The sequence below is a fragment of the Paenibacillus sp. J31R109 genome, from assembly GCF_059692055.1.
Window position 1 is genome coordinate 15,544 of sequence record NZ_JCAUAR010000023.1, and the last position, 14,207, is coordinate 29,750.

Below are 14,207 nucleotides of genomic sequence, written 5' to 3' on the forward strand. Positions count from 1 at the left end.
TTGGTTGTATGGTTAATTACATGAGTAACTAACCAATGTAGCAACGAAAGCGGTGGTGAGAATTGTGGGATTAATAATGGACGATAGCCGCCCGATTTTTGTGCAAATCGCAGAGCAGATTGAGGATGACATTATCGAATCACGCATGCCGGAAGAATCGCAGGTACCTTCTACGAATCAATTTGCAGCCTTTTATCAGATCAATCCGGCAACGGCAGCGAAGGGTGTTAACCTGCTAGTGGACCAAGGGATTCTATACAAGAAGCGTGGAATTGGCATGTTTGTAGCGGAGGGAGCGCGAGTCAAGCTGATGGAGAAGCGTAAAGAGCAATTTTATGAGCAATATGTGGTGACGATGGTGAGGGAAGCTGAGAAGCTGGGCATCACGTTAGAGCAATTGACGGAAATGGTGCGGAGAGGGGAGAAAGCATAATGACGAACGTAGTTGAGGTAAAAGGACTTACAAAGTCCTATGGCAAAGTGACCGCTGTGGATCAGGTAAGCTTCAAGATTGAAGCGAATAAAATCTATGGGTTACTCGGCAGAAACGGCGCTGGCAAAACGACCATCATGCATATGATCTCCGCACAGCAATTTGCGACTAGTGGTGAGCTTATGGTGTTTGGTGAGGAGCCTTTTGAGAATAGTCGCGTGTTGAATCAGATTTGTTTTATAAAAGAGAGCCAGAAATATCCGGAAACGTTTCGTATTGTTGATGTGATGGCAGTGGCCAAATCCCTTTACCCGAACTGGGACGAAGCTTATGCTAACGACTTAATCGAAGATTTCAGACTTCCGATCAAAAGGAAAATAAAAAAACTGTCCCGAGGCATGCTGTCCTCTGTAGGGATTGTAGTAGGGCTTGCAAGCCGCGCGCCATTGACGATTTTCGATGAACCCTATCTGGGTTTGGACGCGGTAGCTCGTGTGCTTTTCTACGATCGCTTGCTGGCTGATTACGCAGAATACCCACGTACAGTCATTCTTTCTACACATCTGATTGATGAAGTAAGTCGTTTGCTGGAGCATGTGCTCGTCATCGACAACGGGAAGTTAATTCTTAATGAGGATGCAGATGCATTACGCGGCCGCGCTTGTACGGTGTCTGGTTTGAAATCAGCGGTAGATGCGTTCACTCGGGGGAAAGAAGTATTGGAGCGATCCGCAATTGGTTCTGCTGCAACAGCGACCATCATAGGCACTCTTTCTGTGCAAGATCGGAAATACGCAGAGGAGCTAGGATTGGAATTTGCTGCTGTATCCATCCAACAGCTTATCGTTCATCTGACACGCACACAAGTTGCGGGAAAGGGGGCTGAATCTATATGAATCGAGTCAACCAAGTCGTAAAAATGCATCTAAGGAACAAGTTTACGTGGTTTCTGGTTCCATGGGCCATCTTGGGCGCTAATTTTCTGATTAATGCTGTAATTGCAACCTCATTGAATGACGGTGAAGTAGTGAATACGGGGGCGATTGCTTCCATCTTTGTGTACACATTGATAACTGGCACGCTAACGCTTAAAGAAACGTTCCCATTTGCCATCGGTCTTAGTATTCGGAGAAAGGATTATTTCTTCGGTACAGCTTTGACTGTTCTACTAGTAAACACGATTTCAGGGCTTGCCATAACTATTCTTTCTGCCGTTGAGCAAGCAACGGATGGTTGGTATGTGAAATTACATTTATTTGAATTAGGCTTTCTGAAAGATCTGCCGTTCATCGGTATACTGGGGATTAATATCATCCTGTTGATCAATTTGTATTTCCTCGGATTTACTATTTCTAGCTTGCATCGCCGTTTTGGTGGCATGTCCATGTACATCTTCTTTACAGCGGCGCTGCTAATAGGAACGATCATATCCTATACGATGACGCATTTCGGACTATGGGCGGATATCGCCCATTGGGTAGCCAATAACTATATGGACTTGTTCTGGTGGATGATTCCGATGGTTGGCGTCTACTTGATCATTTCCTACGGATTGCTGCGCAGAGCTGCTGTGTAAATAGCAAAAGAGCCCCAGAAGATAAAACTTCTGAGGGCTCTTTTTTCGTATCATGCTTTGAATTAACCAGTGATTTTCGCCAAGTAGTCGTCCAATTGATTGAACGTCCCGCCAAAGCCTTGTTCCATAGAACCTTTCATCGAAGCGTAGAAGGCAATTTCTTCTTCTGTCGCGTTGATCGGGCCGCCCTTCATGGTGATAACGGTATGGCCGTCTTCTTCAGTCATCGTTAATTCAGTTATGATTTCTAGTGGGAAAATAGCGCTGAATGGCGCACGAATGATATTCCCCTCGCTATCTGCGAAGGAAGTGACATACACCAACTTCGTAGGAGCTTCCACTTCGCGGTAGGAGAATCTTCCGAACATTTCGAAGCCCTCAGGGCTTTTCATTCCGTAATGGAAAATGCCGCCCGGACGAACGTCCAAAGACTTCACAGTCAATTCCATACCTGTTGGCCCCCACCATGCTGCCAAATGCTCTGGCTGTGTCCATACACTGTACACAAGCTCAAGCGGCGCCTTCACGATACGCGTAATCTCCAATTGAACGTCAGTTCCAGTCCCTGTCATTTCAAAAGCGTTTTGTTTCATTATTCATTCCTCCATAGGTTAAAATGTGTCTTTCTATGCCCGACTATTCGTCAGTCGGCTTCGATTCCTTGGCTTGCAGCGCTTGTAAATAAGCTTCCATACGGTCAAACTGAGTTTCCCATAGACGCCGGAACGGACCTAACCAGTCATCCATAGCTTGGAGGGACTGCGTTTGCAGTTTATAGACCCTCCGGTTCGCGATTGGCTGTACCTCGACCAGCCCTGCTTCGTGCAGCACCCGAAGATGCTTGGAAACCTGAGGTTGGCTGAGGCCAAGCCGATCAACAATTTCCCCTACCGTCAAAGGACCGTTTCGCAAAAGTTCAACAATGTGCAAACGATGGGGTTCGGCTAGCGCGCTGAATATCGTATTCATGAATTCAATATACCTCAAATGGAATATTCCTGTCAAGGAATATTCAAACTCTTAGTCATTCTACTTATCTAGCAATTATTTCATAGGAAAGGTATATAAATAGTTATTTTTGCCAAGTCTAGTAGCTATAACTCTATTAACTTTTCGAGGAGGAGCTATCGCTATGTTTCGTAAACTATGTATTTCGACCTTATCCCTTACTCTGTTGCTAGGATTGTGGCTCATGCAAACGAAAGTATATTCATTTCCAACGAGTGATGAAGATGGAGGCATGCCGCCTGTCTATGTAGCATCTTCGATTGGAAGCTCTGATAAACCAATGGAAGAAGTTACACCGACTGCTATTGAGAAAGCTACAACGTCCTACCAAGTGAACCGAGGGGATACGCTGTTCAAAATTGCTAAGAGCTTCGATATTGCCGTTGATGATTTGATTTCCGCCAATTCGATTTCAAATCCGAATCAGTTGACGATCGGGCAAAGTCTGACGATTCCCATTGTTGCCACTGGAGCTGGAGCTTCCGAGGGACAGCCCAAAATCATCAAAAAAGTTATCAATACAACGCTAACTGCGTACACTGCCGGTTTTGAATCTACAGGCAAAAAAGCGTCACACCCCACATACGGCATTACATACAGCGGAATCAAAGCCAAAGAGGGGCGCACAATTGCCGTAGATCCATCCGTCATTCCACTAGGATCAACAGTGTTCATTGAGGGGATCGGCATACGGAAAGCGGAGGATGTCGGGTCAGCGATTCGCGGCTCTAGAATTGATGTCTTCATGAATGATTTGGGCCAAGCACAAGAGTTTGGTGTGAAAAAGAACGTAAAGGTCTACGTGTTAGATAAGGAAGTCGCATAAGGTTGAATGCGATGGATAGGGGAGTTGCCTGCTGGCAGCTCCTTTTTGCCATGGGTGTCAGACTTGGTGTTGAAGGAATGCTTGTCTATCAAGGGTCGTAGACCCACCCCGACTAAGGTCTAGGAGCAAATACCGTCCACGGTCCGTTTTGGAAAGCTAGGATTTTACCTAGAATAAAGACATGAAGAAGACGACGACAAAAGGCGAAAGGCGGTGACGAAACAATGAAAAGAAATACAGGGCTAGCCGCTCTGCTAATCGCATTCGGCGCACTGATATTATTCAATAAGCTAGGTTTTCACTTGGGTCACTTTGTAGGTTCAGTGATGGGATTGGTGATTCCTCTCATTATGATTGGACTGGGTTACCTAGGGATTAAGAACGATAAGAAAATTGGATGGGTTATTGCGGGTATCGGTATCATCATCCTGGTTAGTAAACTGGCAGGTTGGATTATTATTCTTCTTGCAATTGGGTTAATCGGATATGGATTTTCCATGTTAAAAGGAAGAACAGCTTAATGTAAGTTGGACATGAATTGAATACAGAGTGTGAAAAAGGTGGAGTGAAGATGAGCCTATTTAGGCGGATGAGAGATATAACCGTAGCAACGTTGAATGAGCATTTAGAGAAGTCAGAAGATCCGGTACGCTTGATTGACCAATACTTAGCGAACCAACGTGAGCAGCTTGTACAGTCTGAAAGGCTGTATCAGCAATGCGTTAGTCACGCAGCATCACTTCGGCAGCAATATTTAACCGCACTTGAAACGAAAGAAAAGCGCGAGCATCAAGCGCTGCTGGCTTTGAAAGCAGGCGAAGAGCACATGGCACGAATCGTCCTGCAAGAGAAGTTGCAGGCGGAAGAGAAAAGCGTGCAATACCATGAACTTTATGAGCAGGCGAAGCAGTCCATCCTTGAGCTAGATGAGGAGCTGCAACAACTGAAAGCAGATTACAAAGAAGTCGCAGACAAACGAAGCTACTACTTGGCCCGTATGGAGTCCGCTCGCTTGCAGCAAAGAATGCATGCTCGCAGCTCTGTCACACAAGATGGGGCACCGCGGATGTTCGGCCGATTGGAAGAGCGCGTATCCGATATGGAGCTACACGCCAGGACACTTCGCGATGTTAGGAAGATGGGTCGCGAAAGCTTCTATAGTGGGGGAAACCCGGCGGTAGATGCGGAAATGGAAGCACTTCGCAATAGACTGAAACAGGAGGGAACACAGGATCATGAACAAACTATACCGCTCACGAAGAGATAAGAAATTAACGGGCCTATGCGGAGGACTTGCAGAAGCCATGAATGTAGATGTCACACTATTACGTTTACTAGTCGTGATCACCACGTTTTTCACCGGAGGGACCGTCATTTTCATCTACTTTGTAGCGGCGATTGTTATTCCGAAGGAACCTGGGTTTGATCAGCCCCCATTCGATCCCTATGCAAGTTCGTATGGTCGTCAGAACTATTCAGGGGGAGCATGGAATCATAAATCCCATAACCACCATAACCACCAAAATCTCCATAATCACCATAACCACCGCCAAGGGCAACAGCCGACTAGCAAATATGCATCCTATGAAGCTAGCGAACCAACGAATAACATCGATGAGATGATGAAAGACATTGAGAAGAAAGCATTGCAAAGAGAAGTAGATGAACTAAGAGCCAAAGTTGCTCGCTTTGAAAAACAAACATTGGATAGTAAAAAAGGAGACGTGTAAACCATGGGAGTATTCACAAGAATGAAAGATATGACAAAAGCATCTATTCACGAGGTATTAGATAAAATTGAGGATCCAATCGTGATGTTGAACCAATACCTTCGCGATATGGAGCAAGAAATTGCGCAAGCTGAGGTAACGGTTGCACGCCAAATCGCAAGTGAGCGCAAGCTGAAGCAGCGCCTTGAGGAATCCGTGCGTCTTGTAGCTGACCGTGAAGCAAAAGCTTCCGCAGCAATTAAAAACGGCCAAGAAGCGATTGCTCGCCAAGCCGTCGAAGAAAAACTGTACCACGAAGACAAAATTGTTGAGTACACTGATCTACATGCTTCTGCGAAAGCACATGCAGATGAGTTGACACAACAATTGCACGAGATGAAAGATGAATTCTACAAAATGCGCAACAAGCGCAATGAGCTTGTATCCCGTGCTCAATTGGCGAAAGCGAAGAAACAAATGGCACAAGTGTCCTACAACGGTGTGATTGAGAGCGGCAACGCGTCCCGCGGCTTCCAACGTATGGAAGAGAAGATCATCCAGCTTGAAGTTGAAGCTGAGATTGCTCGCAAGCCATATGTACCTGCAGGCAGCGTAGGCAGCTACACGCCGGTCGACACAGCGAAGCAAGCCAAAGTGGATGAGCAGCTCAACCTGCTTAAAGAGAAATTAAACGGTCAAGCTGGCGAATAGCAGCTTGGTGTAGTATGGAAGACGAGCGAATAGCGCCCAATATGGGCGCTATTTTGCGTGCACGGGCCTTGGAGCGTGCAGATAAGGCCCATTTTGGCCTTAAAGCGGCGGAAACCGCCGAGAAGGCAGCGAAGAAGGGCGAATAGCGCCCAATATGGGCGCTATTGTGCGTGCACGGGCCATGGAGCGTGCAGATAAGGCCCATTTTGGGCCTTAAAGCGGCGGAAACCGCCGCGAAGGCAGCGAAGACGAGCGAATAGCGCCCTATATGGGCGCTATTGTGCGTGCACGGGCCGTGGAGCGTGCGGATAAGGCCCGTTTTGGGCCTTAAAGCGGCGGAAACCGCCGCGAAGGCAGTGAAGTGGTTTTGCTGATGTTGCGTTGCGTTGCGTGGGATCTCCAAGGCATAGCTACTTAAAACAGGTTATCCACACACACTACCTCAGGTACCTACATTTTCGCACATCCATACCTCGCCTCTGACCCACTCATTGGCTTAATAAGCACCGTCTGGACACACACCGCGCGATGGGAGTTGCGCGCGGTGCGCCAGCCCTGCGCTGAAATCAGAAGATTTTCAATGTTTTTAAAGAGATTTATCCACTCTCATTCCAGCTTCTGGCAGTTAGAATGATCACAGAGGTGAGATCGACGATGAATGAGGAAGTTTTGCTCCGGATGGAAGGGATTGAGAAGCATTTTCCTGGTGTACATGCGCTGCATCAGTGTCAATTAGCGTTAGCAGCAGGTGAGGTACATGCGCTTGTCGGTGAGAATGGGGCAGGGAAATCCACGCTGATGAAAATTGCCACAGGGGTGTATCAGAAGGATGAGGGACGCATCTTCATCAAAGGCACCGAAGTGAATCTTCCCCATACAAGAGCAGCGCAGCACCTTGGCATTTCGATGATTCACCAAGAGTTGAATCTGATGCCGGATTTGACGATCGCACAGAATATTTTCATCGGCCGCGAGCCGAGACATAGCTTCAAGCTATTCGTCGATGAGCGAAAGCTGAACGAGCAAGCGCAGCTGCTCTTAGATCAGATGAATCTGCAGCTAGACCCGCGAACGCTGGTGGCGGATTTGACGGTCGCCAAGCAGCAGATGGTGGAGATCGCGAAGGCGCTATCCTTTCAATCCGAGGTGCTGATTATGGATGAGCCGACAGCGGCGCTAACGCACGCAGAGATTGAGGAGCTGTTCCGCATCATTAACCAGCTTCGCAGCCGCGGTGTAGGAATCGTCTACATCTCTCACCGTATGGAAGAGCTGAAACGTATCAGCGACCGCATCACCGTCATGCGTGATGGCCGATATATCGATACCGTGCAGACGCAGTCGACATCCATCGATCAGATTATTTCAATGATGGTAGGGCGCGAGCTTTACGTAAGCCCGAATCAACAGCTCACCTACACCTCGCCCACCAAGGTGCTGGAGGTCTCCAAACTCAACCGCGGCTCAGCAGTGAAGGACGTGTCCTTCCATCTGGCCAAAGGCGAGATCCTCGGCTTCGCCGGCCTGATGGGAGCGGGACGCACGGAGGTGGCGCGGGCCATATTTGGCGCAGACGCCATCGACTCCGGAGAGATTCGCATCCACGGACAACAGGTCCGTATCCAAGCGCCGCATGACGCGGTAAGGCATGGCATCGGCTACTTGTCCGAGGACCGCAAGCGGTTCGGGCTCATGGTGGACATGGATGTGAAGATGAACATCGCACTCGCCTCTTATCGCCAAGCGCGGCGACTCGGCTGGATGCAAGACAGCATCATCGGTGAGAAAGCGCAACACTATGTGGAAGCGCTTCAAATCAAAACACCAACCATTCACCAACAAGTGAAATTCCTATCCGGCGGTAACCAACAAAAAGTCGTTATTGGCAAATGGCTGCTGCGGGACTGCGATATTCTCATTTTCGATGAGCCGACGAGGGGCATTGATGTGGGAGCCAAAACCGAGATTTACAAGCTGCTCGATGATCTCGCGGCACAGGGGAAATCGATTATCATGATCTCCTCGGAGCTGCCAGAAATATTACGTATGAGTCATCGCATCATGGTCATGTGCGAAGGTCGCATCACGGGTGAACTCATGCAGCAAGAAGCCACACAGGAAGCCATTATGAAATTCGCTACAATGCGAATTAGTTAGGAGGAGCCTCATGTCGATATGGCTTGCACACAAGAAAACCATTCCCAACCTGTCCAAACAAAGTGGGGCTGCACAGAAATTACTGGCATTCGCCAGCTTAATAATGCTCGTTCTTATTTTTTCCATTTCATCGAGCAATTTTTTCCAATTCGATAACCTCGTCGCCATTATGCTTTCAACCGCTGTTATCGGGGTCCTAGCCTTGGGCTCAACGTTCGTTATTATCACCTCGGGGATCGATTTGGCCGTTGGAACCGTGATGACATTCTCAGCCGTAATGGCTGGTGTGATCATCACGACGTGGCAGCTGCCGATGCCGCTCGGCATCCTGGGCGGCATTCTCGCCGGAGCGATCTGCGGTCTCATTAGCGGATTACTTGTAGCTAAAATGAAAATCCCACCCTTCATCGCAACGCTCGCCATGATGATGGTGACGAAGGGCTTATCGCTTGTCATATCCGGAACGAAGCCGATTTATTTTAATGACACACCTGGATTTACGAAGATTTCAATGGGTTCGATGATCCCTGGCATTCCGAATGCGATTCTCATCTTCTTTGGAGCTGCAATCATCGCCAGTATGATCCTCACCAAAACGATCATCGGCCGTTACAACTTTGCCCTAGGCAGCAATGAAGAGTCCACTAGGCTTTCCGGCGTCAATGTAGACTACTGGAAAATCGTGATTTACACGCTGACAGGAGTGTTCAGTGGGATCGCCGGCATCATGATGGCCTCTCGCCTTAACTCGGCGCAGCCTGCACTTGGCTCTGGTTATGAACTCGAAGCTATCGCAGCCGTGGTCATTGGGGGCACATCCCTAAGTGGGGGCAAGGGGTCCATCCTGGGAACCGTCATTGGTGCCTTGATCATGAGTGTGCTGACGAATGGACTTCGTATTTTATCCGTGAAGCAAGAGTGGCAGACGGTCATTGTCGGGATTGTCATTGTGCTGGCGGTATACGCAGATATGATGCGCCGCCGTAAGAAGTAACCGTGGTATTCACTCCGTCAGGAGTCCTATACAAACAAATTTGAGAAGTAAGGGGCGAGGTACAGTGCTTAAACGGACAAAGACATTTGCTGTAGCATCATCGTTGGTATTGCTGTCAGCTATTTTATTGAGTGCGTGCAGTTCCACTACGAAAACAGCGACATCCACATCGGGAACGACAACAACCGTCAAGTCAGATAAAATCTATATTCCTGTCATCTCCAAGGGATTCCAGCATCAGTTCTGGCAAGCGGTGAAGCAAGGCGCCGAGAAAGCAGCGAAAGAATTCAACGTAGAGATTACATTTGAAGGCCCTGAAACAGAAACGCAGGTGGATAAGCAAATTGAAATGCTGCAAGCTGCACTGGGCAAAAAGCCACAGGCCATCGCGTTCGCTGCCCTTGACAGTAAGGCGGCGACGCCGCTGCTCGAGAAGGCCAAAGCAAGCAAAATCCCGGTCATTGGCTTTGACTCTGGTGTGGATAGCGACATTCCGGTAACGACGGCCGCTACCGATAATAAAGCGGCTGCTGCGCTCGCCGCCGACAAAATGGCTGCGCTCATCGGTAACGAAGGCGAAATTGCGCTTGTCGTACATGACCAAACGAGCCGTACAGGGATTGATCGTCGAGATGGCTTCACGAATCAGATCAAAGCCAAATATCCGAACATCAAAATCGTCGATACCCAATACGGCGGTGGCGACCAGCTCAAATCCACTGACTTAGCGAAAGCGATTGTTCAAGCGCACCCGAATATCAAAGGCTTCTTCGGTGCCAACGAAGGTTCAGCTATCGGTGTTCTGAATGCGGTAACCGAGCTGAAGAAAGATAAAATCGTCGTCATTGGCTACGACTCCGGCAAGCAACAAATGGCTGCCATCCGCAGCGGCAAAATGGCTGGGGCGATTACGCAAGATCCAATCGGCATCGGCTATTGGTCCGTGAAAGCAGCTGTGCAAGCGATCAAAGGTGAAGCAGTTGCCAAGAACATCGATACCGGTTTCCACTGGTATGACAAAACAAACATTGATGCAGCGGATATCAAGCCGCTCCTATACGAGTAAAACGACATTATGCAACGTTTTAGTCTGAACTAAAACACGATTGCTAGAAGCATCGTTCACGTTAACATGGTGAATGATGCTTTTTTGCTGTGTTGTTAAGCGCTCGGGACCATTGTTGATTCATTCTTGTTAAAGTGTACAATTACATTTAAAATCTGACAGAGATCGTACATCGTTCAATCAACAAGTGGAAAGCTATGTATAGTCCACAAAGGAGTAAGTCATGGAGACATATTGCAAGGTATTAATTGTTGATGATGAGATGCTGGTCCGTCAAGGAATCAGACATCTTCTCGATTGGGAAAGCGAAGGCTTTCAAATTGTCGGTGAAGCATCTAACGGTAAGGATGCTCTTGATATGGTGAAACAACTAGAACCCAACATGATCCTGACGGATATCGTTATGCCGGTCATGAGTGGGGAGGAATTGGTTAGGGTTGTAAAAGGTTTATATCCGGAGATTGAAATTGTGGTTCTCAGCAGCTACGGTGAATTTGAGTATGTGCGTTCTACGTTCCAAAGTGGTGTAGCTGATTATTTACTAAAGCCCAAATTAGATGCGAGGTCGCTGTTAGCCGTATTAAAAAAGACGGTAGCGGGGATGCCAGCCTTTCGGCACTTGGACTTTACGAATGAAAAAGGGCAGTCCGTCGACTATGTGTTGGACAAGTTGATTTCCGGCTATGCCATGGAGGTAGATGGTGCAGAGATAAGCACCCATTTTCCTCATCCTTGTTTCGTTCTATTAGTCGCAGATAGGCAAGATAACACATCCTCGTTGAAGCGAAATGAGGAATGGATCGAAGCTTTTCTGAACGGGATGGTTCAGGATATGAAGGAACCATGCATTATTCACCGCCTTTCACATCAAGACAGCCATATCCGGTTTTTGCTGAATATAGAAGATGCTGGTCGAATGGATGTCATTCATTTTGCAGAGCAATTGGTAGTATCAGCCGTAAGGTCGGGTTTATCCTTCTATGTCGCACTTAGCAAGAATTTTACGGAAATTACAGAACTCCATGACGTGTATACGCATGATAGTCTCAAAGTGTTGGATCACCGTTTCTTCCTGTCGGATCAACAGCTGTTCTTTGCTGACGAACTGGTGGAACATGAAGGGAAAGGCGAAACATTTGATTCGGAGGCGTTTACTGCGGAGCTGAATCGTCAAGAATTTCAACAAGCTTTTGGTCGTCTCAGCCAGTATGTAGAATCCATGCCTGACAGGCTGGATACGGATATGTTTGAGTTTAAATCTTTTTTAGGTCACAGCCTATTCAATATTATTGTTTCCTTACTGCATTTTCACTACGAGGTAAGAACGCTGGATGAAGCAAAATATGAGTATTTCCGTGCCGTTCATGAGACCAAACATATTGGGGAAGTCCGCGCACTTCTAGCCAAGTTTCTTAATGAGGCGACAGACTGTGTGACTGGAAATAAAACGAGTTCTCCGGGCATTCAGAAAATTTTAATGTATCTGGATGAGCATTTTACAGAACCCCTCACGCTGACAGAAGTGGCCAAACATTTTCATTTCAACCCATCGTATCTATCCAATTATTTTACCATTCATAATAAAGAAGGTTTTAATGAGTATTTGAATCGTATTCGAATCCAACGTGCTTGTGAATTATTAAGGGATAACGTGCATATTTCGATTTCGGAAATCTCTTCTCTTGTTGGATACTCGGATCATAGTTATTTCACGAAAGTGTTTCGGAAGTTGATGGGGACATCACCTAGCCACTATCGAAAAAAATAGAGAAGAAGGGAATCATTACTATGGGGGCGTGGCTTAGAAGGATCTCCGATCAAAGTTTATTTAGTAAATTGTTTCTAGTTATGGTGCTTAGCATGATTACGGTTACGGTGGCAACTTCTTGGGTTACCGTGCAAATGTCGGAGAAACTTTTTGTAAAGACATTTAGTATCACGAATTCCAAAATCATCGAGCAAATTAAAAGCGGTCTGGAATCCATTCATTATTCAAATGTAAATATTGTCGTTAACGCAGCGCAAAGCGGTGCGATTAAAAGCTTCCTGACCGAAGGAGATAGCGATTCGGTAACCAATTTCAAGGTGACCTTCGGTATGAGCGAACAGATGAAGCGAATCCAGTCTGGTATTGGAGCCAAGAACATTGGGATGATCATTTCAGGCATAAATGGCAAAAACTATACGAGCGATCGTACCTACTGGTCTGGTTCCTCGGCGGATTTAGGGCGAAATCCGATTACACAAGCGTCGCGGGATGAGCCGGGGCGCTTGTTGTACAGCTATTTGGATGAAGGAACACCAGGTTCTGGGGATCAAGGGCTCGTTGCCGCCAAAGCGCTAACGGATTCTGGCAGTAAAGAATGGTATGGGACGCTGTATATCATCTTGAAAGAAAGCGATTTGCGATCTATTTACACCAGCTTTACAAGTGATGGGAATGATGTGATGATCTTGGATCGTCAGGGGCTGATTGTTTCAAGTAACCGAGCCGAGTTAATCGGTACAACATCGAAAGAGCTCTTAAGCAGTGCACAGAGGATTCAGCAGCAGGGTCTGGCCAAGGATGAAATGAAGATGTTCGATAAGGATGTCATTGTATTGGCGGGAGATTTGCCGTTATTCGACTTTTACATCATGAATGTCATTGATAAAAAGGTGACACTTGGTCAAATGCTCAATAGGAAAGCGATTTTCTTCATTGTTGCGGGAATCGTGGCTGTTGCTGTGCTCATTGTATATGTGATTACACGAAGGTTGACGCTCTCGTTAAGAAAGCTTGTTAAGAAAATGTCCACAGTAACGCAAAAGAATTTCCATAATTATATGGCGGTAACGGGCACCTATGAGACAAGGGAACTTAGCAGATCCTTTAATTTTATGCTCGATGAGCTGAATGACTACATTAGCCAGCTCGTGGATACGCAGAAAGAGCAGCGCAAGGCAGAATTAGCCGCGCTGCAGCAGCAGATTAATCCGCATTTTTTATATAATACGCTGGCTTCCGTTAACATCCTTGTCCAACGAGGGAGCAAAGAGACCGCCACCCAAACAATTCATGCGCTTATTTCTCTCCTGCAAAATACGATTAGTAATGTCAAAGAAACGATTCCCGTTGTGCAAGAGTTGGTGAATTTAAAGCATTACGTGTTCATCAATCAGATTCGTTATGGCCAAGGGATTAAGGTCGATTACTTCGTATCTCCGGACTGCTTGCCTGCGCAAGTGCCTAATTTGATGCTGCAACCTTTTATCGAGAATGCTTTTTTTCATGCGTTTAATAAGAAAGGCACAGGATATATTTATGTCATCATCACGAAAGAGAGGGATACGCTGCTTTGTGAAGTCGTTGACAATGGGGATGGCATGGAGCTTTCGAATAAAGCGGATGAGATGCCGAATCCCACAAGTGCAAGGCAATTGTTCACAGGGATTGGTATTCGTAATGTTCATGATCGCTTAGTCCTTTTGTACGGAGAAGAATATGGCGTTGCGATAACAAGCACGTTGGGACAAGGAACGAAAATCTCGATTACCCTTCCATGGCGTACAGAACAAATCACATAGAAGCATAAAAACTAAAATAAATACAAAATATAAAAATAATACAAATGACCAAGGGAGGAAGGGATTTTAGACACAATAAAAACGCTAATTTCAGTAAATTTCGTTCTAACAAGACATTTAGCCCAAATGATATTATTTATAAGTAAGCACTTACAACAAT

General features: G+C 46.7%; 15 protein-coding genes. 13 read left to right on the forward strand and 2 right to left on the reverse strand.

The features are described from left to right. Positions 1 to 76: 76 nt before the first annotated feature. From AC58QT_RS31775 to AC58QT_RS31785, 3 genes are read left to right on the forward strand one after another with little or no spacing between them, the layout of a single operon-like run. Positions 77 to 433 carry a GntR family transcriptional regulator gene (locus AC58QT_RS31775; RefSeq protein WP_497287734.1) on the forward strand — a complete coding sequence of 119 codons (357 nt, stop codon included), beginning with the start codon at positions 77 to 79 and terminating at the stop codon, positions 431 to 433. Then, complete coding sequence (locus tag AC58QT_RS31780) at positions 433 to 1,329, forward strand: ABC transporter ATP-binding protein (RefSeq protein ID WP_497412511.1); 897 nt, start codon at positions 433 to 435, stop codon at positions 1,327 to 1,329. Before AC58QT_RS31775 ends, AC58QT_RS31780 begins: the two co-directional genes overlap by 1 nt. Then, positions 1,326 to 2,009 (forward strand): hypothetical protein, encoded by a 684-nt coding sequence (locus AC58QT_RS31785; RefSeq protein WP_497412512.1) that lies wholly within the window; start codon positions 1,326 to 1,328, stop codon positions 2,007 to 2,009. Before AC58QT_RS31780 ends, AC58QT_RS31785 begins: the two co-directional genes overlap by 4 nt. Before the next feature lie 62 nt (positions 2,010 to 2,071). Here AC58QT_RS31785 and AC58QT_RS31790 read toward each other — a convergent pair whose 3' ends face one another. Continuing rightward, the gene (locus AC58QT_RS31790) at positions 2,072 to 2,602 is read right to left on the reverse strand and encodes an SRPBCC family protein (protein ID WP_497412513.1); all 531 of its coding nucleotides are present in this window, start codon (positions 2,600 to 2,602) and stop codon (positions 2,072 to 2,074) included. A 43-nt stretch (positions 2,603 to 2,645) separates the two neighbouring features. Then, complete coding sequence (locus AC58QT_RS31795) at positions 2,646 to 2,978, reverse strand: ArsR/SmtB family transcription factor (protein WP_497412514.1); 333 nt, start codon at positions 2,976 to 2,978, stop codon at positions 2,646 to 2,648. A 163-nt stretch (positions 2,979 to 3,141) separates the two neighbouring features. On the opposite strand from AC58QT_RS31795, the gene AC58QT_RS31800 reads away from it, so the two are divergent. From AC58QT_RS31800 to AC58QT_RS31845, 10 genes are all read left to right on the forward strand, one after another. Further along, entirely contained in the window at positions 3,142 to 3,843 is a 702-nt protein-coding gene (locus AC58QT_RS31800; RefSeq protein WP_497412515.1) for a 3D domain-containing protein, read from the forward strand. Between the two features lie 224 nt (positions 3,844 to 4,067). Continuing rightward, positions 4,068 to 4,364 carry a LiaF transmembrane domain-containing protein gene (locus tag AC58QT_RS31805; protein ID WP_310502128.1) on the forward strand — a complete coding sequence of 99 codons (297 nt, stop codon included), beginning with the start codon at positions 4,068 to 4,070 and terminating at the stop codon, positions 4,362 to 4,364. A gap of 50 nt (positions 4,365 to 4,414) precedes the next feature. Continuing rightward, the gene (locus AC58QT_RS31810; protein WP_310502129.1) at positions 4,415 to 5,110 is read left to right on the forward strand and encodes a PspA/IM30 family protein; all 696 of its coding nucleotides are present in this window, start codon (positions 4,415 to 4,417) and stop codon (positions 5,108 to 5,110) included. Then, a complete protein-coding gene (locus AC58QT_RS31815) occupies positions 5,079 to 5,573 on the forward strand; it encodes a PspC domain-containing protein (RefSeq protein WP_497412516.1) in 495 nt (164 codons plus the stop codon). Before AC58QT_RS31810 ends, AC58QT_RS31815 begins: the two co-directional genes overlap by 32 nt. Positions 5,574 to 5,576: 3 nt before the next feature. Continuing rightward, the gene (locus AC58QT_RS31820) at positions 5,577 to 6,263 is read left to right on the forward strand and encodes a PspA/IM30 family protein (RefSeq protein WP_310502131.1); all 687 of its coding nucleotides are present in this window, start codon (positions 5,577 to 5,579) and stop codon (positions 6,261 to 6,263) included. A 654-nt stretch (positions 6,264 to 6,917) separates the two neighbouring features. Beyond that, positions 6,918 to 8,420 carry a sugar ABC transporter ATP-binding protein gene (locus AC58QT_RS31825; protein ID WP_497412517.1) on the forward strand — a complete coding sequence of 501 codons (1,503 nt, stop codon included), beginning with the start codon at positions 6,918 to 6,920 and terminating at the stop codon, positions 8,418 to 8,420. 10 nt (positions 8,421 to 8,430) lie between these two features. Continuing rightward, positions 8,431 to 9,414, forward strand: coding sequence for an ABC transporter permease (locus AC58QT_RS31830; RefSeq protein WP_497412518.1), 984 nt, complete (start codon positions 8,431 to 8,433; stop codon positions 9,412 to 9,414). Between the two features lie 64 nt (positions 9,415 to 9,478). Continuing rightward, the gene (locus tag AC58QT_RS31835; RefSeq protein ID WP_497412519.1) at positions 9,479 to 10,480 is read left to right on the forward strand and encodes an ABC transporter substrate-binding protein; all 1,002 of its coding nucleotides are present in this window, start codon (positions 9,479 to 9,481) and stop codon (positions 10,478 to 10,480) included. Positions 10,481 to 10,703: 223 nt separating this feature from the next. Next, positions 10,704 to 12,248 (forward strand): response regulator, encoded by a 1,545-nt coding sequence (locus AC58QT_RS31840; protein WP_497412520.1) that lies wholly within the window; start codon positions 10,704 to 10,706, stop codon positions 12,246 to 12,248. Positions 12,249 to 12,268: 20 nt separating this feature from the next. Next, positions 12,269 to 14,047, forward strand: a complete 1,779-nt coding sequence (locus AC58QT_RS31845; protein WP_497412521.1) for a sensor histidine kinase — start codon at positions 12,269 to 12,271, stop codon at positions 14,045 to 14,047. Positions 14,048 to 14,207: the final 160 nt, after the last annotated feature.